Genomic DNA, 18,610 nt, shown 5'->3' on the forward strand with positions numbered 1-18,610 from the left:
CCGCCCCCTGAGCATCTAAGACCACACGACGCCATCACGACCCCGCAGTTCACACACCTCACCATCCCGATCAACGCCGCCATGCTCCAAACACTCTCTCACCGAGCCACGATGCTGCGCCGGGGGCCCGGCGGCTACTCGCCGCGGACCCGCCGGGTGACGCCCGTCGATCTGTTCGGCGAACGTCGCCCGCGAACAGGCACGCTCGCGGCAGCGGAACCGTCTCACGCGTAAGGCGATCTCCACCGGCCGCCCGCCGGCCGGTCGGTCCGCCAGCCTCCGGACGTACCGGCTGTGCACCCGGCCTGAGAACACTCCGCAACCTGGGCAAGCGGCCTGAACGCTGCGTGCGCGGGCCCGTATGACCACTGCCGCATCGTTGGTCTTGATGTCTTCGATCACGAGGTCGTCGGTCTCGGGGAACCACAGGTCGTTCAGGAGCAAGTCACGCACGGCTGTTCATGATTGCGGATCTGGTGACCCTCCGTGGCCCCAGCACTGAAAGTGATCCAGAGCCACCTTTGGGCCGTCGCCGACATGGAGGACGGGCCTGGCGGTGTCCGGCTAGGAGTTGTCCACGAGCGGAGGGCTGAGGAACATCTCAGCCGATGGTCCACCGCTGATCGCGGTCATTGCGGTCACACGTCTCTGTCGCGTAGAGGCCGCCGTGGGTCTGGTAGAGGCACAGGCGGGTCGCCGTGTTGCGGAGCATGACCGCACTTGCCGGGGCGGGTTGGATGATCTGCCACAGCTGGTTGTTGTTGCCGCTGCAGGTGCTCATGTAGACGTGCCGCTGGCTGTTGCTGTCGAGGCAGTGGTCCCATACGGAGTTCTGGAGCGCGGAGGACGTGTTGGTGTTGCCGTTCCAGTACCAGTACTGCTGGCTGTTGGTCCTGTCGCAGGTCTGGGCCGTCACGATGAACTGGTCGTAGACGCTCTCCTCGATGCACTGTTTGTGCTCGTAGTTCGCGAACCGGTCGAGCCCGATCGCCGCGGTCTCAGCGGCGGTGGCCGCCCCCGGCATCGCCAGGGTCAGCGACACGGCGAGCCCCACCGCCGCCCCGATGACCGACACAACGCGCTTGATCCTTCTTCCCAGTGCGGGCAAGATCGCTTCCTCTCAATCGCTGCTGGCTCCTCTGAATCGGCATCGGCACATGGTCGCAGGCGGTCGCCATGATCGGGGCCCGAACGATGCACCCCGTCGCCCCGGCACGCTGGAACCGCCTGGTGTGAGGTTCCCCCGAGATGCGGCAGGCGTTGACGGAGGGTCAGGCGGGACTCATGAGAGGACCATCGACCATGGCCGCCCCCAGAAACTCGCTGGAGTTGCGTGAGCGTGCGGTGCGGATGTATCGCACCACCGAGCCGAGCCGTTCGTTCAGCTCGATGATCTTCCCCAGAAAGGTGCTCAACCAAGATCCCCGACAGCGTCAGCTACTGAGCCAGCGCGTCGCCGAAATGAGAGCGACCCAGCCAGACGTGAAACGCGAACCGGGTGGGTTCGGTATAGCCGACCGGTGCCCGGACCGCGCGGTCAGCGGGCGGGCCAGGGGCAAACGCTGGGTGAGGATCGCCCATTCCGCGTCGGACTGGCCGGGCACGGCCCGGACTTCCGTTTCCCAGCGCGTGGCGAGCACGGTGAAGATCGGTTCCAGGTCGGCGCGGGGATCCGTTTCACCGCTGCTTCGCTGCCCGCCGATGGGGGGCACGGGCCGCATCGTCGTGATCACGCCGGGCTCAACGCCCGGGCCGCCTGGGTTGCCCACGGCTTTTAGCGCTGGGAGCAGAGGGGGCACTGCGGGGTGTGGAGGGTGGTGACGATCACTGGCCACCGATCCAGCCCTGTGTGCGCGACGGGGCAGCACGTGTGTTCCTGCTTCCACGCCCGGACCGGTCCTGCCCCGGGTTCCACTCGCGCCGGCAGGATCGCGGTCGTCTCGTCCGGTTCCCGGGGCAAGCGGTCATGGCGCCGTCGTCGTACTCGTGCCACCAGCGTGCCTCTCCCAGGAACGTCTGCCGCCGTGCGGTGGCGGGCTGCTGCAGAACCCGTGCCCGCAGGCGGGTCCAGGGTGCGAGGGCGAAGTCCGTCACGAATTCCCCCCGCCCCCGCACCTGCGGCACGCTACCGCCCCCCGGGGCGGGGGCGGCGACACCGTGATGCGCTGGAGGAGGCGGGGAGGGCAGTACTCGCCCGTCTCGAAGCCGGGAGCCGCCCTGGGTATCGACGCGCCGGCAGCCTCTTCGGCGGGGCGGGGCGCCGACCCGCGAACTATGCGGTCACGGCAGCAGTTGCCTGCGGGCCGCCTCCGCCATGGAGGGCGGTGGGGTGAGGGCAGGTGGCCTCGTGCGGGTCATGAGGCGCCGTGGCTGAGCGTGTCGTCCGCGCGCACACACTCGATGAGGTAGTCACCTGTGTCCGGGTCGATGGTCACGCCGTGCGCCTCGCTGTGGAAACCAGGGAAGGCCCGGTCGAAGGCCTCCAGGGCGCTGAGGTAGCTCAGGACGGGTCCGTCGGGTGCGCCGAGTGCTTCTCCAGGCATCAGGACAGGGATGCCCGGCGGCGTGACAGTAACCATGGCGGCGGCGATCCGCCCCGCAGCCTGAGCCAGTGGCAGGCGTTCCGTGCCGCCCCTGATCAGTCGCTGATAACAGTGCTGCGGAGGGTGGACCGGCTCGGGAAGTTGCTGGAAGGCGGTGTCCAGAGCGGTGATCAGTTCGGCGCGGGTGAGGTGTTCGTGCATGTCCTGGCACAGGCCGCGCAGGGTGACGTGGGCGTAGCGCTGCGGGTACTGCTCAACCAGTTGGGGCAGGACCTGCCGCAGCGGGGTATCCGCGTCGTGAAGCGACTTGAAGTCCATCAGGGCGTCCATGAGTGTCCCCCACTTCCCCTTGGTGATTCCCATGGAGAACAGGACGAGCGTGCTGTAGGTGTCGGTCTTCTCAACCACGATGCCGCGACGCGCGAGATAGGAGGTCAGAACGCGTGCGGGGACACCCCACGGCTCGGTCTCGCCCGTCGCGGTGACCCCGGGACAGGTCAATGTCACCTTGATGGGGTCCAGCATGCACTGCCCCTCGCTCAGTCCCGGGAAGCCGTGCCACTCGGCGCCGGGTTCGAGCAGCCAGCAGTTCGGGTCCGAGGCCAGCAACGTCGGTGAGGCGTCCTCGAAGGCCGTACGGGTTCCGGAGACCGGATCGGTCACCGTGCCGGGCTGCCAGACACTGAAGAACCACGGCAGCCGGTCGCCGGCCTCGGCGATCCTGCGGCCGGTCCGGACGACGGCCTGCCGGAACCGGATCGCCTCCGTCACCGCTTCGTTGACCAGCCATTCGCCTTGGGGCCCGTCCATCATGGCCCCCGCCACATCGAGCGAGGCGATGGCCGGGTACAGAGCCGAGGTCGTGCCGTGCATCATGAACGCTTCGTTGAACCGCTCGTGCTCAACCGGCGCCCTGGGCGAGGACTTCACGTGCACCATGGCGGTCTGGGAAAGGGCTGCCAGCAGCTTGTGGGTGGACTGGGTCGCGAAGACGGTAGGACGCTCGTCCTGCTCCTCGAACGTCTCAGGTCCGACCGCCATGCCGTACCGGCCGGCGTAGAGCGGATGGAAGCGCGCGTAGGCGAACCACGCCTCGTCGAAATGCAGTCGGGGAGTGCTGGGCGAGAGAGCACGGGTGGTCTGGAGGGTGTCGTAGCACAGACCGTCGTAGGTCGAGTTCGTGATCACGGCGTACTGCGCCTGAGCTGACACCGCACCCGAGGCCAGAGGATGCGCGGCGATACGAGCGGCCACAGCCTGCTCGCCGATCTCACTGGCCGGCAGGGGGCCCGCCAGCCCGTATCCGTTGCGGGTGGGGACAAGGTAGACCGGGCGGGCGCCGGAGATGACGAGTCCGTGCAGGACGGACTTGTGACAGTTGCGGTCCACCAGGGCGATCTCGTCGGTGGTCACGCAGTAGTGGCCGACCATGCGGTCCGCGGTGGAATCACCGTGCAGCACGAAGTAGGTGCGATCGGCACCGAAGATCCGGGCGGCATTGCGCTCGGCCTCGCCGATCGGGCCGCTGTGCTCGAAGAGGGAGCCGAGCTCTCCCACCGAGATCGACAGGTCGGTCCGGAAGAGCCGCTCACCGTAGTAGTCGAAGAAGGCCCGGCCCACGGGCGACTTCAGGAACGCGACCCCTCCCGCATGTGCGGGGGTGTGCCAGGAGTACTCGTGGGCGTCGTCGAAGCGGCGCAGCGCCTTGAAGAACGGCGGCAGGACGGAGTCACCGTATGCATGTGCCGCACCGGCCACACGCCCCGCGATGAAGGACGGGGTGTCCTCCAGAGGCCAGATGTACCCCACGGCGGTCTCGGCCACCCACAGGGGAAGCCTGTCCAGGCCGTGGTCGGACTGTTCCGTCATCACGACGAAGGTGGGAAGATTCATGAAACGCTGGGAGATCTGCCGCAGGACCGGCGCCCCGCCGCCCTCGGCGCTCCCGCCGGATTCGGACTGAAGATCCCAGCCCACTACGGCCGCGGTCAGCCCGGCCTCTGTGCGCAACACCGCACAGGCGCCCTCGGCTGTGCGTGCCCAGCGGACCTCCAAGCCTCGGTTCTCCAGCTCCTTGCCGATACGCCGAAGCTGGTCACCGCCCACCCCGCCGCCCAACGGGTCCTCGCGCAAGGCCAGCAGGACAGTTCCGTTCGCCATGACACACTCTCCATCGGGTCGGCCGGTCTTCACTCCGCAGTCGAGTGTTCCGGTTGCCTACGGGAGGTTCGGCGACTCCCGCACGGACCACTCGAAAGAGGAGCGAGGGCGCGAGGGCCAGGGACGACGGAGAACAGTGGACTCCTCCGGTCATCCCGCGAACCGGTGCAGGTGCCGCCCCGCGTGCACGGCCTCCGCGACCGTGATCTCGGCAAACAGTGCGGCGATCGTCCGCAGGAACCACTCGCGGCGGTGCACGAGGTCGCCGCAACCGAACCCGGCGCAAGCAATTCATCCTCCGCGAAACCGCCGGACGCCTGTCCCAACTGACACAGGGCATTGTCCACTGCGCCCAGAACCACGCCCGGCTCGTCGTGCGGGCCCTCTACGTACGGCTGGACCGCCTCATAGAACCCCCCTGGCCACCGCGTAGCCCACAGGAGCAGCGGTCCGAGATCCCAGGGCCACACACACTCCAGTGCGATGCCGCCGGGCCGGAGCAGCGAAAGATCCCGGCTCGCAGAGCCGCCCGGGGTCCTGCTCACCAGCCTTACGACGCCGCCGACTTCAGTCCGAGGACAGCACCTGCAAGTGTCAGCTTCATGATCACCCAACGACCGGGCAGGCAGGTTACCCGCAGGGCCGGGGGCGGCTCGAGGGGGTTGCCGCAGGGCGTGGGCGGCGCACGCCGCAGGGGCGTGCGCGCCTCGTGATGCTGCCCGGGTTCCCCTTTCCGTGAAGACCGTGTTCTTTCCTGCCGGCGCGGTGGCAGGGTGATGGTGCTGCTTGTTCCCGCTCGTTCTGCTGATGGGACCGTCATGTCGCCACACGTACACAGCCCCCTGCCCGCCCGTGCGGTGTCGGGGGGTGTTCTTGTTGCCGCCGGGGCGGACGAGTTCGGGCAGGTCTCGGGAATCCTGCGGACCGCCCAAGGCAGGAAGATCAGGGCGGTGTCTGCATTCACGGCCCTCAGCCTCGCGGTGACCGAGGAAGGAGAGCTTTTGGCCGCGGGAAGCGACCACCGCCAGGAGATCTCAGGAATCCTGCGCCTCGCCGACAACAAGCCGATCAAGGCGGTCGCCGCCGGAGGAGCCTTCAGCCTCGCGGTGACCGAGGACGGCACGCTTCTGGCCGCGGGCCTGGACACGGAAGTGTTCCTGCGCGCCGCGGAGGGCAAACGGATCAAGGCAGTGTCCGCCGGCAGCGGCTTTATGGTCGCGGTGACCGAGGACGGAACGCTCCTGGCCGCCGGAAGTGACGACACCGCCGGGCACGTAACGGGACTTCTGCGGGCTGCCGAGGGTATCCAGGTCGCGGCCGTCTCCGCTGGCTGGCAGGCAAGCGCGGCACTCTCCCAGGACGGCACCGTGCTGCTCCCTCACACGGAGTCCTCCCCGTGGGCGGACCGTGCACAGGCGGTCTCCGCCCGGCGGGTCACGGACCTTTCGGTGGACTTCAACCTCTCTCTGGCGGTGGCCGAGGGCGGCACCCTCCTGGCCTTCGGCGAGGAAGGCTACGGCGAGATCTCGGGGATCGCCCGGGCCGCGGAGGGCAAGACCATCGCCACTGTGGACGCCGCAATGTTCCTCAGCCTGGCGGTGACCGACGAGGGCACGCTGCTGGCCGCCGGGAACGACGACTACCACCAGGTGTCAGGGATCCTGGAGGCCACCGCGGGCAAAAGCGTCACCACCGTGGTCGGGGCCGGACACATCCTGGCCGTGGTGCAGGAGAGCGGGCAGGACTGCGTACCGCTCGAACCCCGGCAGATCTGCGCGACCCTGCACACCACCGGCGACCCCGCGGACACGTGCGCGGTGGTGTTCAAGGTCGCAGACCAGCAGCACAGACCCTGGTCTCCGGGCAGCCGTGCCAGGCCCTGGACACCCAGAGCACCCAGGCCACCCACATCGTCGTGCGGCGTGTGTCCACCTCGCAGGACCTCGCCGGAGGATCGGTGTACTTCACCTACGACCAGAAGACCGGCACGGTCGGCATCGACACCGCCGCCAGCCAACTGCCCGCCCAGCTCACCTGCCACGCCTCCGGCAGCAACCGGTTCGCCTTCACCTGGTCCCCGTGACCCTGCCACCTGCACGGCCCGCCCGATCACCCAGGGGACCGCGCGGCAACGCTGACGGGCACCGTTCAGAGCCCGAGCCGCCTTGTCGGAGGGCGCAGCGCTACCGGCCGAGGCCCAGCAGGCGAAAGGACGCGCAGGCGCCCGAAGTTGTTCGCTGGGCGTGCGCCCGTTTCAACGCCTGGCGGTCCCCGAGCACGTTCGAGGGCTTGGGGCGATCGCCTCATTTGTGCCAGCGCGCAGATGCTCGCGGACTCGAGCCGGCTGAGGCGAGGTCGGCAGGGGTGGGGGCAACGCCGAGGACTCGTCGGTCAGCCGTACAGGAGGTGTGCGGAGTCGGTGGCCAGGTTCTGGTGGCCGGGGGTGGTGTAGGCGAAGTTCAGCACGGTGCGACGGGTGCCGGAGCGGCGCAGGGGGGTAACGCGGTGGGCGGTAAGGTCACTGCGCAGCAGGTAGGCGTCGCCTGCCTGGTGGTGGGCCTGCCGCGTCCCGGATTCTTCCAGTGCGGCCAGGTCCTGTCGGCCGGGGTGGTACTCGAGCAGGCCGCCGTCATCCGGCTCGGACGGTGATTCGAGGAAGAGGACCAGGGCCAGGGGGTAGTCGTCGGTATGGGCGCCGTGGGTGTCGCCGGGCCGGTGGAGGATGTTCAGCACGTGCCGCTCGACCTCCTCCTGGACGGGGAGCACGGCCGTGCCCGTCAGGGCAGTAAGCAGTTCCAGCAACCCCGCGTCGCGGTACAGGGCGCTGATCAGTGCGGATTCCCTTGCGATGCGCCGACCGCCCAGGGCCGTCATGTGCCGGGGACTGTCGTCCATGCACTCCATGCGGAAGTCCCGGCGCTTCGCTGCACTCTCCAGGCGGCCGGTCTCCTCCTGCAGCGCTTTCAGCCCGTTGCCGCTCAGCAGCCCTGGGAGCGGAAGATACCGGGCCTCGACGAAACGGGCGTTCAGCGACTGGGGGCGTATCGGCAGTGTCAGCACGAACACAGCCATACCCCCCTCGCGGGCGGCAGGAAACGCAGGGCGCGCCACCGTTGCGCCTGGTCGCCGGGCACGATCCGGTCTCTGGAGGGGGCCGTACTGCGGGTGGGCTTGCTCGTCGCTGTCCCGCGTGCGCGCAGTTTCTCGGGGCGCTGAGGGCAGCCAGTCCGTGCCTGGACGAGGCGGCCTACAGCCGGCTCATGCTGTTCGTCCGGGAGATCGCCCTCGCGGTCGAGGCCGTCTGCGAGCCGGAGCGCACGTACCTCTACTCGCTCGGCAGCCAGCAGGGCAATGCCCATCTGCACTGGCACATCGCCGCCCTGCCGCCCGGCGTCCCCTACCCTGAGCAGCAGTTCCACGCTCTGATGACGGAGAACGGTGTCCTGGCGCTACCACCGGACCGGAGGGCTGCGATGGCCGCAGTCCTGCGCGAGGCGGTCATCATCCGGGGGGTGCTCAAGCCGGGATGACCGGCGACGTCCGGCTGTTCCCAAGTCGGCCGCACACCTGACGGGTCTTGCTGGCCGTAACAGGTCGGTACAGGGATGCGGCCACCGTTGATCATCGGTGTGAGGCGTCGACGGTGCTGCGGCGACCCGGTCAAGCATCTGCGGCGCCGGGGTGCGGGGCACGCTCAGCTCATACCGGGGTGGTGTCGTGGGCCGCGGGCCATCAGCACTTTCGCGTCGCCGTCATGGGCTCTGAGTGATCGGGAACTCCAGAGCCCATGACGGCAGACCCCTCAGTAGGTGTAACTCAGGCCGGACTTGTAGGGCGTCAGGTACTTCGAGCCAACCGGCCCGTTGTAGTTGAACCAACCCCACTTCTGGCATTTGATCTGGTAGCTGAGCGTGTTGTACGCCCTCGACCCCACCCGGACCCGCGGGTAGATGACGTTGTCACCCCAGTCGCCGCCCGCTGGGCCGGCTGAGTAGCCATCGACCGCCCAGTAGACGCCGACCACCTTGGCATTGGGGCAGTTCCAACTGCCGAAATTCACCCAGACATTTCCCCCTGTCCAAGCACTGGCCGGAGCAGCGGTCAGGGCGACGATCGCACCCGCCGCCAATGACCCCGTGACGGCAAGACGCACCTTGTTGAACAGTCGATCACGCACGAGTTCTCCCCTCATCCGAATACACGCCGAAGGCTTGCTCTCATCGGATGAAGCGAGTCTCCTCCCCTCGCCGTTCAATTATTATGACGTTCCGATAAGCGGAAAAATGGAAAACTCGTGCGAGTAGCGAGGTGTGTTCCGGACGGATGGGGCAGAGGGTCTCCGAGTCGCTGGGGCCGGGGCCGGGGCCAGGGCTGGGGCCAGGGCGGGGCGAGTGCGCGGTCCGGCGTTGCTACCCTGGGCCTCTCGCTCGTCAGCGAGAGCCGGAAGACCTTGCACCACGCGGAGAACACCTGCTGGGGAAGCGGGCCGGTGACGTACTCAAGCTCGTACTTCTCGAACGGCGCGCACACCTTCACCGCGCCCTCGGCGTACCGGTTGCTCGTCAGGTCTGCCGCGTCCCCGCCGCGGGGCCCTGGAGGACGGTCGGGGTCGATGTTGCACCAGCGCGTTACGCACGAGGCGCGCGCCCTGTCGGCACGGGTCTCGTGCGGTCTTGCCATCCGCCGCACCACACGCATCAAGTCTCGTCGGGACTGCGCCTGCAGGTGCTCATATGAGTCGCGACATCGGATGCGGGGCCTTTCTTCCCGCAACCGGCTACTGCTGCCCGTCGTCACGACCTTTGCAGCCCGAACCTGGGCGGGTGCTCCACTCGTTCAGCGCCCATGCGGCCCGGTTCGACCGTGACGGCCTGGGGGCGTACGTCTTGCAAGGCAGTGGTCTGATGCAAGCGAGCACCCTGGCTGCTGCTGAGCTGCGCGCCGTTGTGGGCGTCCCGCAGTATCAGCAGGCTCTGCCCGGGGGTGAGCGGCTGGTGCATCTGCGGGAAGGCGGCGCGGCTGGTTCAGCTTTGTGGGGACGGGGGGCGTCCCATCCACCAGTTGCCGGTGGCGTGGGGGGCTGTGCTGGACCAGAACTCGATGACAGCGTTGGTGAATTCGTCGGGTGAGAGCATTCCGTCGCCGTCAGTGTCGAGATGGCTGAATGCCTCGGCTGCCATTGCCTCGGTGAGCTGAGGGAAGTGCCCGCGCTGGAACGCGAGGAACTCCTCGGGGCTGATCTGGCCGTCCTGGTTGATGTCGGCGATGGCCAGGTAGGTTTCGGCGAGCGCTCCAAGGGCTGCCCTGGCGGCTTCGGAGTCGTCTGCCAGCGTACGGGTCGAGGCGACGAACTGGCTCTTGGAGATGCCCTGGCTCCCGGCCGGGACGAAAGGAGCGTGCACGTCCCGCCAGATGGTGGTGTAGGCACCGATGATCTGATCCGCCTGCGGGGAACCCGCGGAATGGCCGAGCGAGATCGCCACCCGACGACCCATCTCCACGTGGTCGTCCTCGGTGAGGATGCCGTTGCCGTTCGCGTCGAGCTGATCGAAGCCCTGCTCGATCTTCGAGGTGAGGAAATCCTTGCCAGACAATGCCGCTCCCTGCGGGTAGCCGAACAGAAGTGACAGGCACCAAAAAAGGGAACACCTGCCACTTCGACGGTACTTACCGCAGAAAATACCGGGGCGGATTCCGCATGTCATACACCTACGAGTGAAAGAGGGTGAAGTGAAGGGCCACACCGTGGTGCTTCGCCGTCGGCGGGCACGCCGCCCGCCCCCGCGTCACGCCGACCCGTCCCACCTCCACCACTTCACTCAAGGCCGTCAGCGCCGTTCTGAGCGACCTTGGCTGGACGGGCGGCCCTCTCGGTCACCAGATCGGGTGGCGCGGGGGTGCTCGGTAGAGTTCCGGGGTGCTGGCTGTCCGGCCGGTGTGCCGGGGGGTGAGTGAGACGAGGAACGAGCCGCAACAAGCGAGTCCGTCTGCGATATCCCCGAACGGGTCCTCGGCTGGGCCGGTGGAGGCGGTGCGGATGGCGGCGGTGCGCCGTTACGACATTCTCGACACCCCTCCGGACGGCGCCTACGACCGGGTGGCGGCGCTGGCGGCGCGGCTGTCGGGGTGCCGATGGCGACGGTAACGATCGTGGACGAGGACCGGATCTCGTTCAAGGCCACGCACGGCCTGGAGGGCGTGACCGAGATCGGCCGCGATCCGGGCCTGTGCGCCTCGGCGGTGCTCAGCGATGACACGACCGTCATCCCCGACACCCTGCTCGATCCGGTGGCCTGCTCCAACCCGCTGGTCGCGGGCCCGATGGGGGTACGGTTCTACGCCGCCGCCCCCCCTCGTCACCGCGGACGGGTACCGGCTGGGCACGGTCAATGTTCTGGACACCCGCCCCCGCGAGATCAGCGAGGCCGATGCGGCCACGCTCGCGGACCGGCCGCTGTGGTGCGCGATCAGCTGGAACTGCGGCTGTCGGCACTGCACGTCGTGCGCGCCGAACAGGAACGCCGCCCGCCTACCACCTCAGCCCCACCCCAGACGGCGGTCTGCGAGTGGAGGCGGCACGTGCCCAGGGCGGCATGCTGTTCGGTGCGTTCGCCGAAGCCACCTTCGCCTCACGCACCCTGCACCTGACCCCCGGCCAGGGACTGCTGCTCGACACCGACGGACTCACCGAAGCCCGCACCGCCGACGGCGACATGCTCGCGGGCATCGGCCTGACCCACTTCCTGGCCCAACGCCCGGCACCGGTCAGTGCCAAAGCCCTGATCGAGGACACCGTCGCCCTCCTAGACACCCTCCCCGACACCGAACGCGACGACGTGGCCCTGCTGGCCTTGTCCGTCCCCACCTGCGATGCCGCTCCCTCAGGCATTACCACCACCGCTCACAGCGCCGCCGCCCCGACCGTCGACACTTCCGTCGGGTAGGAGAACCGACGCCCATGACCGACGCACTGCACATCGACGTCCCGCACACCGACGGCACCCTGGCCGTGATCAGACTGTCCGGCGAATTCGACATCGTTACCGCACCCGCCGTATGAGCCCGCGCCCTGAACCTCATCGCCGACGGGCACCCCCACCTGGTCGCCGACCTGGGCGGCGTCACCTTCTGCGACTCCTCCGGACTCGGCGCCCTCATCGGCATCTGGCGCTGCGCCAAAGAAGCCAACGGCTCCCTGACCCTGGCAGCCATCCCGGACCGACTCGGCCGTCTCCTCCACGTCACCGGCATGGACACCCTGCTGCCCGCCCACCCCAACGTCGACGCCGCACTGACCGCGTACCAAGGCGACCGCACCACCGCCTGAGCACACAGCCCGCAGACAGAAACGGCTGGCTCAGCGCGCGTTAGGGCCGATGAACCGGGTCGCAACGCGCGCGCGTCCGCTCCCCGGACGGAGTGACACAGCGAACGCCGTGCAGCGGCACCCCCCGCCACCCTTCCTCTCGCCGCCCGCCGACACTCAGTCCCCCTCGGCCGTCCACGCCCGCTTCTTCATCTGCCTGGAGCGCTGACAGCCTGTCACCCCCCGGCGCACGTGCGGTGCTCGCCAACGGACGGGCTGGGCGTTCGGGCAGTTGCGTATGGCTGCCTATTCCCGTCCGGGCGGGGTAGTCATGACTACGCTGGTACTACTGCATCCCGGACCCTGATGTGGCTGCTGAGCGGCTTCGTGCCGCTGTCGAGCGCATGCAGGGAGGGCCGCATGAACACGACCGTCCAGGCGCAGGTCTCAGGCCCCAGAGGGCCGGTACGGCCCGCAGGGGTACGGGAACCCGGGGTCCGCCCGTTCGGGGATGCGCTGTCCGCGGGTGAGGGTGAGGGTGAGGCGCTGGCGCTGTGGCGCATCCCGCTGCTGTGGTGCGACTGCCACCTTTTCGCCATGGTCTGCCTGGCCACGCTCGTGGGTCACCGCGAGCACGGGGTCGTCCACCCGGCTGGTTGGCGCCGTGCGCCCCGGCAGCCGGCACTGGTGAGGGAGGTCGGTGCCGGGGCCCGGCGCCCGCACCAGGCCTGCGCAAGAGACCGGGTGCCCCCGGCCATGACCCTGCTGGGCGCCCACCGGCAGTGTCCACGCCCGGCTCCTGCCCGGTGTGCCGATGGCGGGGTGAGCGGGTGATCAGCGACGAGATGGCCACGGTCCTGGGCCTGCTGCAGACCAAGGGCCCCGGGTCGCTCACCGACACCGCCGAGGCTGCGGCCGGCGCGCTGGGCATGGACGGCCTGGCGGTGTCCCTGGTGACCACCGGCGACCTCACCGAACTCCTGTGGTGCACCGACGGCACCGCCCGCCAGTTCCAGGACCTGCAGCTCACCCTGGGAGAAGGCCCCGGCCCCGACACGGTGCGCACCGGCGCCATGGTCTGGGTACCGGACCTGGCAAGTGTCAGCGCCCGGCGCTGGCCCGCGCTGGCCATGGAGGCCCCGGGCCTCACCGCGCGGGCACTGTTCTGCTTTCCCATGACTATCGGGGCGATCAAGGTCGGGGTGCTGACCGCGGTCCGTGACACCCCCGGCCGGCTCACCCCCGGGCAGGCCGACGACGCGCTGGTCCTGGCCGCAGCCCTGACCGCCCGGTGCCTGAACCACCAGGAGCCGGAAACCACCGGCCTGGACCCACTGGACTTGCTGTGCGACCTGGAGCACGCGGTGGTCCACCAGGCCACCGGCATGCTCAGCGTCCAGCTCTCCCTTCCGCTGCCCGCCGCCCTGCTGCGGCTGCGCGCGCATACCTACAGCAGCGGCCGCCCCCTCACCGAAACCGCCCAGGACATCGTGGCCCGGCGGCTGCGCCTGGACCACTCCGGCAACGGCGAGGGCACCCCCGGGGCCCTCGCGGACAAGGACTGATTCGCCATGACCCGCGAACAGCAACTCACCAACATCGTCGTGGAGGTCGCCGACTCCCTGACCGCCGACTTCGACCTCATCGACCACCTCCAGCAGCTCTCCACACGCTCCATGGAACTCCTGGACGTGGCCGCCGTCGGCATCCTGCTGGCCGACCAGCACGAACACTTGCAGGTCCTGGCCGCCTCCGACGAGCACACCCGCCTCCTGGAACTCTTCGCCCTGCAGCACGACCAGGGCCCCTGCGTCGACGCCTACCGCAGCGGCACCCCCGCCACCAACCTCAACCTGCACGACCCCCAAGCCACCGCCCACTGGCCGCAGTTCGCCAAAGCTGCCCAGACCACCGGCTTCGTCGCCGCAAGCGCCATCCCGATGCAACTGCGCGGCCAGGTCATCGGCGTCATGGGCCTGTTCCAGACCGCCCCCAACACCCTCAGCCCCCCGGACATCCAACTCGCCAAGGCACTCGCGGACCTGGCGACCATCTCGATCCTGCAGCAGCGCACCCTGGCCGCCGCCGAACTCGAACGCGGCCAACTCCAGTACGCCCTCACCAGCCGCATCACCCTGGAACAAGTCAAGGGCATCCTCGCCGAACGCTGGCAACTGAGCGTCGACGAGTCCTTCACCGCCTTCCGCACCTACGCCCGCTCCCACCACCACCAGCTCACCCGCCTCGCCCAACAAATCATCGACGGTCAGATCGACACCGACCAGATCCCCCACCCGACCGCCCCACCAAAGACCTGACCCCAGCCGCGCGGGCCGTCGGTGTCGGGGTTATGCAGCGGCGTCCGCTTCCCCGGGGCAGAGCAAGGCCTTGGGTCCGTCCCGGCGGCTGCATAACATCGCAGATCTGTGCTGTTATGCGCGAGATGTATGCACAGCTGCTGCATGGATCGGCCACGGCTCGAGCAGACCCGAACGCGGCCAGAGTGGCGGCGGACCGTTCGGTTGCGAAGAGGCGGCGTCATGTGTCGGCGTACAAGTGAACGTGCACCACCTCGTACGAAAACGAGAAGGACACGGCAGGGACACCGGTGGTTGCACGGACTTCCAGGGGCAGGCTTGAAGTGGAGAATGGCGACGCCCGGCATCCACTTCGCGCCTGAAGCGCATGTCGTGTGAGGGCGTGGCCTGAATGCGGGCGCGCCCCTCCCTCGGGGGTGGTTCTCAAGGGTTGGTGGTGAGCGTGAGAGTGCCGTCGATGATCTGGCGTGCGGTGTCGGACAGGCCCTGCTGATGCGAGCGTGCGTGCGCACGGAAGAGGGTGAAGGCTTGGTCGGGGGTGAGGTTGAGGCGTTCGGCGAGGATGCCTTTGGCTTGTTCGAGGATGCGGCTGGTGAGGGCGGCCTGCAGCTGGGTGGCTTCGGTCTGGCTGGCTTCCAGGGTGCGCTGCTGGAGGATGGCGATGGTGGCGATGTCGGCGAGGGCCTGGGCGAGGACGGCGTCCTGGTCGGAGAGGTGGTGGGTGTCGGTGTGGAAGAGGTTGAGGGCGCCGACGACCCTGTCGCGCAGGCGCAGGGGCACGGCGTGGGTGGTGGCGAAGCCGCTCTGGCGGGCGCGCGCGGCGAACCGGTCCCAGCCCAGGGTTGCCGCCGGGTGGGCGAGGTCGATGTTGATGCCCGGAACCCCGGTGCGGTAGCACTCCACGCAGGGGCCCTGGTCGTGCTGGAGGGCGAACAGCTCCAGCAGGCGGGTCTGTTCGTCGGATGCCGCGACCAGGCGGAGTTCCCCGTGGGTGTCGGCGAGGAGGATGCCCGCGGCGGACACGTTCAGGAGTTCCACGCGGCGTTGGGAGAGGCGGTGGAGGAAGTCGAGGAAGTCGAAGTCCTCGACGAGTGTGTCGGCGACCTCGACGAAGACCTCTGTCAGGCGCTGTTCACGTGCCGTGGTCATCAGGCATCATCCTCAGGGTCTTCGGGTGTGGTCGGTACGGGTGCGGGTGGGGCGAAGCGCAGGCGTCGGACGATGACGTCCTGGGCCACGTCGCCGCCGAGGGGCGTGTTGTGCCTCTAGGCGTGGGCCCGTAGGTACAGGAGCGCCTCGCTCAGCCGCACGCTGAGCTGGACGCTGACCATGCCGGTGGCCTGGTGAACCACCGCCTGGTGCAATACGGCGTCCTCGGAGGATCCGGTGCTGAGGGGTTCGAGCAGGTTCTGCTCGCCGCCCAGCAGGAGTGCGGTCAGCGCGGAGGCCAGGACGAGGGCGTCATCCATCTCCGAGGCATTCAGCACTCCCCGGTTTTCACGGATCAGGGTCAGGACTCCCACGGTGATCGCCCCGAGGCTGAGCGGGAAGCAGAACACCGCACCGACCGGGTGCTCAGCGAGGGCGGGCAGCAGGGCCGGCCACCGGTCCTGGCGCACCGCCCCCACATCACTCACCAGGACGGCAACGCCCGTGCGGGCGGCGTCGGGCCCAGGGCCCTCGCCCAGCGTGAACTGGAGCTCCTCGAACCGGGCACCCGCCCCGGCGCTGGCCCACAGGACTTCGCGGCCGCCGTCTTCCAGCAGCGCCGACACCGCGAGACCGTCGGCGCCCAGGATGTGGGCGCAGTCCTCGACGAGAGCGGGATCGGCGGCTTTCAGGCGTGGCAGGACTGCGGCCATGGCGTCACTGATCACCCACCCCACCGCACTCCTTGCGTGCGGGGCCGCCTCCTGCGGAGACCCTGGCGGGCGTGCACCCTGTCATATCCATCGAGCCTACTCGCCACCACGTCACGCGGTGTAGCCGTGCGAAGACTTGGTACCCGGCGCGTGGACGGGAACCGGCCAAGCCCGCCGGTTGGCTTCCGCTGCTGCTCCCTGTTTTCTACCGTGGGTGACAGACGTCGGGCTCTGCCCGTACATCACGGCTCCCAGCCCCCGGGCCGCGTCACCCTGCTGAGGACCTGCTGGAGCCGCTGCCATCCTGTGCGCGGTCCCAGCCCCTGCCCTCATCGCGGGCCGGGGCAACTCCCGCTGTCCCAGGCCCGCCTGCGAGGGCATGTGCGCGAGGGGAAGACCCATCGGAGGGCCCCTTGCGCCCGGCCGCCGCCGTGGCGAACCCGGCGGCGGCCGGAATCCACCTTCAGCTGCAGCCACCACCCCACCCCACTTCGCAGCACGGCCACAACCCGCGCGGGCCCAGTCGTGCATGCCGCCGCCCGGTAGGGCTGTTCCGGTACGGACGGCCTCCACCTCGGGGCAGGTATCCGCGCACCGGCAACGGCTACGTACCGCGCGGTGTCCCGGCCCCCTCCTGCAAGGGCCGGGACACCGCAGCCCGGCTTCTGCACTCCCGCCGCCCCGTTCTACCGGTGCGGGGGCGGGAGTTGCCGGCTGATCTCGAGAGCCTGGCGCAGAGCGAGGGAAGGTCGGCGTCCTCGGTGAACTTCTCCAGCAGCACCCCGATCCGCTGCTCGTGCCCCTCCCGGACGGCTGCCACGATCTCCTCGATGGCTCTGCACTGGCCCGGTGAGGGAAGAGCCTGCATGTCCACGACCTCCTTCCACCCGAGCGGCGGCCGGGGCGGCCGCCGCTCCCACCCTCCTCTCCTTTGCAGCTCCCTGACCGTGCCGGTCGGGAGAATCCGGCAATTCCCCTCACAGCGTCATGGAAGTACCGCCTCCGCGTAACGCCCCGGGTGCGGCGCCTGCACTCCGCACGTACGCGTGGACATCACGGCCGCCCCCTGCCGCCAGGCGGTGCCCGCGGCCCTCGCCGACCTGAGCGGACCACTTCCTGCCCGGCCGTACCAGGTCCGACGGCACGGCGGGGCAGCCGCAGGGCGCAGCGCCCCCCGCGCTGCAGGGCGGCCGAAGCGCTGGGTGGCCTGTGGGTAATCGTTCCGCGATCGGCCCGCGGAGCGGACGGGTCTCTGCGCGCTGCACGGAGTCAACCCTCATGGTGGGGTTTCGCAGAACGGTCACCCGTAGGAGTGCGCTGGAGAAGGATTTTCGTTCCTGCGCTCAACGGGCTCCTAGAGTGGACGCTCTTCACCCCAGCCCTTGGTGAGTGCTACTGACCGCCTGCCCCGCTGTGCGGGGCTGCCGCACCCTGGGGGCTTTGATGCGCATGTCGTTCCGCCCTGTCCCGCCGGACCCCAGCTTGGCTTGGCCGCTGGCCGACACGTGGCCTCCCACGGAGCTTGCCCGTATCCGCATCCTGCCTGACGAGGGCATCACCGTGATCGAAATCCACGGCGAAGCCGACCTCGCCACCGTCCCCCCACTGCGCGACCACCTCCAACAGGCAGTCGCACCCGGTGGCGCGCGCCTTGTTGTGGATCTGCGTCCGGCCACCTTCTTCGACAGCTCCCTCCTCGACCTCCTGCACGGTGCCTGTGAACAGGTCCGCACTGGTGGGGGCTCCTTCACGCTGGTGTGTACGGACCGCTGGCACCTGCGCGTCCTGCACCTGGCCGGGCTGAGCGCACCGCACCCGCCGACCTCCACCCTCCGCGACGCGATCACCACCGGGCGGGCGGACGCCACCGCTGAACCACGGTCGGCCTGCCCCGTTGCGCCGACGTCCCCCGCACGTAGGCCGGTTCTGGGTGTGAGGCGCCGTCAGCAGCCCTGACCCCGGGCCCAGCAGCCGGGCGGGAGCTGTCACACCAATGACGGCTCCCGCCCGTTCCGCGCCCTGCCTGGTTACCTCGGCTGTGTGCGACCGCCCGGGACGCGTGGCGGCAGCTGCATGCGCCTTTGACCCCCGGGAGGTGACCCCCTGTATGCCGTCCGGAGCTCGCCGCCTCGTCAGCCTGAAGGTCAGCGGACGGTGCGCATGAGCCGCACAAATTCGGATCTCTTCCGCACCCGGCGCGGTGCAGAGAGAAATGCGCCGTTCCCCGGTAAGGGGAACGGAAACACCAATTCTGACGAAAGGCGCAAAAATTAAAAAACGGCGAAAAGTAACGTTTTGGAATTTACGGCCAAAGTTTGAGAGATCAGTCTATTTAAAGACAATTAAGCATTCTTTGGGCGCGGTGCGCGGTGGGTTGCGCCTACGTTGGTGTCTGTCAGCCGGGGATTTTCTCCGGCGGCA

General features: G+C 68.9%; 18 protein-coding genes and 2 pseudogenes. 9 read left to right on the top strand and 11 right to left on the bottom strand.

What is annotated here, in order from left to right; all coding sequences use genetic code 11:
- Positions 1–15: 15 nt before the first annotated feature.
- The 5 genes from ACFWVV_RS12440 to ACFWVV_RS12460 all read right to left on the bottom strand — a co-directional run bounded on the left by ACFWVV_RS12440 (position 16) and on the right by ACFWVV_RS12460 (position 4,703).
- Positions 16–453: a transposase family protein gene (locus tag ACFWVV_RS12440; RefSeq protein ID WP_384422671.1), complete on the bottom strand. Its 438-nt coding sequence runs from the start codon at positions 451–453 to the stop codon at positions 16–18.
- A gap of 148 nt (positions 454–601) precedes the next feature.
- A complete protein-coding gene (locus ACFWVV_RS12445; protein ID WP_384347266.1) occupies positions 602–1,075 on the bottom strand; it encodes a ricin-type beta-trefoil lectin domain protein in 474 nt (157 codons plus the stop codon).
- A 196-nt stretch (positions 1,076–1,271) separates the two neighbouring features.
- Positions 1,272–1,415, bottom strand: coding sequence for a hypothetical protein (locus tag ACFWVV_RS12450; RefSeq protein WP_384347263.1), 144 nt, complete (start codon positions 1,413–1,415; stop codon positions 1,272–1,274).
- An 18-nt stretch (positions 1,416–1,433) separates the two neighbouring features.
- Positions 1,434–1,733: a hypothetical protein gene (locus tag ACFWVV_RS12455; protein WP_384347260.1), complete on the bottom strand. Its 300-nt coding sequence runs from the start codon at positions 1,731–1,733 to the stop codon at positions 1,434–1,436.
- A 621-nt stretch (positions 1,734–2,354) separates the two neighbouring features.
- Positions 2,355–4,703, bottom strand: coding sequence for an Orn/Lys/Arg decarboxylase N-terminal domain-containing protein (locus tag ACFWVV_RS12460; RefSeq protein WP_384347257.1), 2,349 nt, complete (start codon positions 4,701–4,703; stop codon positions 2,355–2,357).
- Between the two features lie 818 nt (positions 4,704–5,521).
- On the opposite strand from ACFWVV_RS12460, the pseudogene ACFWVV_RS12465 reads away from it, so the two are divergent.
- Positions 5,522–5,950 (top strand): annotated as a pseudogene (locus ACFWVV_RS12465) (hypothetical protein); the annotation flags it as partial.
- A gap of 677 nt (positions 5,951–6,627) precedes the next feature.
- Positions 6,628–6,786: a hypothetical protein gene (locus ACFWVV_RS12470; RefSeq protein ID WP_384422680.1), complete on the top strand. Its 159-nt coding sequence runs from the start codon at positions 6,628–6,630 to the stop codon at positions 6,784–6,786.
- A gap of 308 nt (positions 6,787–7,094) precedes the next feature.
- Here ACFWVV_RS12470 and ACFWVV_RS12475 read toward each other — a convergent pair whose 3' ends face one another.
- Positions 7,095–7,775: a hypothetical protein gene (locus tag ACFWVV_RS12475; protein WP_384347255.1), complete on the bottom strand. Its 681-nt coding sequence runs from the start codon at positions 7,773–7,775 to the stop codon at positions 7,095–7,097.
- 188 nt (positions 7,776–7,963) lie between these two features.
- Here ACFWVV_RS12475 and ACFWVV_RS12480 point away from each other — a divergent pair, with 188 nt between their 5' ends.
- Positions 7,964–8,233, top strand: coding sequence for a hypothetical protein (locus ACFWVV_RS12480; protein WP_384347253.1), 270 nt, complete (start codon positions 7,964–7,966; stop codon positions 8,231–8,233).
- A gap of 272 nt (positions 8,234–8,505) precedes the next feature.
- Here ACFWVV_RS12480 and ACFWVV_RS12485 read toward each other — a convergent pair whose 3' ends face one another.
- The 3 genes and pseudogenes from ACFWVV_RS12485 to ACFWVV_RS12495 form a co-directional block, all read right to left on the bottom strand.
- Positions 8,506–8,880 carry a hypothetical protein gene (locus tag ACFWVV_RS12485; protein WP_384347251.1) on the bottom strand — a complete coding sequence of 125 codons (375 nt, stop codon included), beginning with the start codon at positions 8,878–8,880 and terminating at the stop codon, positions 8,506–8,508.
- Between the two features lie 218 nt (positions 8,881–9,098).
- A pseudogene (locus tag ACFWVV_RS12490) lies at positions 9,099–9,272 on the bottom strand (acyl-CoA desaturase); the annotation flags it as partial.
- A 455-nt stretch (positions 9,273–9,727) separates the two neighbouring features.
- Positions 9,728–10,297 carry an EF-hand domain-containing protein gene (locus tag ACFWVV_RS12495; protein WP_384347248.1) on the bottom strand — a complete coding sequence of 190 codons (570 nt, stop codon included), beginning with the start codon at positions 10,295–10,297 and terminating at the stop codon, positions 9,728–9,730.
- A 972-nt stretch (positions 10,298–11,269) separates the two neighbouring features.
- Here ACFWVV_RS12495 and ACFWVV_RS12500 point away from each other — a divergent pair.
- The 5 genes from ACFWVV_RS12500 (at position 11,270) to ACFWVV_RS12520 (ending at position 14,327) form a co-directional block, all read left to right on the top strand.
- Complete coding sequence (locus ACFWVV_RS12500; protein WP_384347245.1) at positions 11,270–11,647, top strand: SpoIIE family protein phosphatase; 378 nt, start codon at positions 11,270–11,272, stop codon at positions 11,645–11,647.
- A gap of 134 nt (positions 11,648–11,781) precedes the next feature.
- Positions 11,782–12,030 (top strand): STAS domain-containing protein, encoded by a 249-nt coding sequence (locus tag ACFWVV_RS12505; protein WP_384422682.1) that lies wholly within the window; start codon positions 11,782–11,784, stop codon positions 12,028–12,030.
- A gap of 399 nt (positions 12,031–12,429) precedes the next feature.
- Positions 12,430–12,843 (top strand): hypothetical protein, encoded by a 414-nt coding sequence (locus ACFWVV_RS12510; RefSeq protein WP_384347242.1) that lies wholly within the window; start codon positions 12,430–12,432, stop codon positions 12,841–12,843.
- Positions 12,840–13,574 carry a hypothetical protein gene (locus ACFWVV_RS12515; RefSeq protein WP_384347239.1) on the top strand — a complete coding sequence of 245 codons (735 nt, stop codon included), beginning with the start codon at positions 12,840–12,842 and terminating at the stop codon, positions 13,572–13,574. Before ACFWVV_RS12510 ends, ACFWVV_RS12515 begins: the two co-directional genes overlap by 4 nt.
- Positions 13,575–13,580: 6 nt before the next feature.
- Positions 13,581–14,327: a GAF domain-containing protein gene (locus ACFWVV_RS12520; RefSeq protein ID WP_384347236.1), complete on the top strand. Its 747-nt coding sequence runs from the start codon at positions 13,581–13,583 to the stop codon at positions 14,325–14,327.
- Between the two features lie 423 nt (positions 14,328–14,750).
- On the opposite strand, the gene ACFWVV_RS12525 is transcribed toward ACFWVV_RS12520, so the two are convergent.
- Positions 14,751–15,476 carry a GAF domain-containing protein gene (locus tag ACFWVV_RS12525; RefSeq protein WP_384347233.1) on the bottom strand — a complete coding sequence of 242 codons (726 nt, stop codon included), beginning with the start codon at positions 15,474–15,476 and terminating at the stop codon, positions 14,751–14,753.
- A 116-nt stretch (positions 15,477–15,592) separates the two neighbouring features.
- On the bottom strand, positions 15,593–16,204 hold the full coding sequence (locus ACFWVV_RS12530) for a GAF domain-containing protein (RefSeq protein ID WP_384347230.1): 612 nt from the start codon (positions 16,202–16,204) through the stop codon (positions 15,593–15,595).
- 1,434 nt (positions 16,205–17,638) lie between these two features.
- Here ACFWVV_RS12530 and ACFWVV_RS12535 point away from each other — a divergent pair.
- Positions 17,639–18,145 carry an STAS domain-containing protein gene (locus tag ACFWVV_RS12535; RefSeq protein ID WP_384422674.1) on the top strand — a complete coding sequence of 169 codons (507 nt, stop codon included), beginning with the start codon at positions 17,639–17,641 and terminating at the stop codon, positions 18,143–18,145.
- Positions 18,146–18,610 lie beyond the last annotated feature (465 nt).

The sequence above is a fragment of the Streptomyces sp. NPDC058663 genome (assembly GCF_042716745.1).
Lineage (GTDB): Bacteria > Actinomycetota > Actinomycetes > Streptomycetales > Streptomycetaceae > Streptomyces.

What these genes read in the sequence shown, in the direction of transcription:
- ACFWVV_RS12460 (WP_384347257.1), bottom strand. Translation starts at nt 4,703, where the DNA reads ATGGCGAACGGAACTGTCCTGCTGGCCTTGCGCGAGGACCCGTTGGGC.
- ACFWVV_RS12475 (WP_384347255.1), bottom strand. Translation starts at nt 7,775, where the DNA reads ATGGCTGTGTTCGTGCTGACACTGCCGATACGCCCCCAGTCGCTGAAC.
- ACFWVV_RS12480 (WP_384347253.1), top strand. Translation starts at nt 7,964, where the DNA reads ATGCTGTTCGTCCGGGAGATCGCCCTCGCGGTCGAGGCCGTCTGCGAG.
- ACFWVV_RS12510 (WP_384347242.1), top strand. Translation starts at nt 12,430, where the DNA reads ATGAACACGACCGTCCAGGCGCAGGTCTCAGGCCCCAGAGGGCCGGTA.
- ACFWVV_RS12520 (WP_384347236.1), top strand. Translation starts at nt 13,581, where the DNA reads ATGACCCGCGAACAGCAACTCACCAACATCGTCGTGGAGGTCGCCGAC.
- ACFWVV_RS12525 (WP_384347233.1), bottom strand. Translation starts at nt 15,476, where the DNA reads ATGACCACGGCACGTGAACAGCGCCTGACAGAGGTCTTCGTCGAGGTC.
- ACFWVV_RS12535 (WP_384422674.1), top strand. Translation starts at nt 17,639, where the DNA reads ATGTCGTTCCGCCCTGTCCCGCCGGACCCCAGCTTGGCTTGGCCGCTG.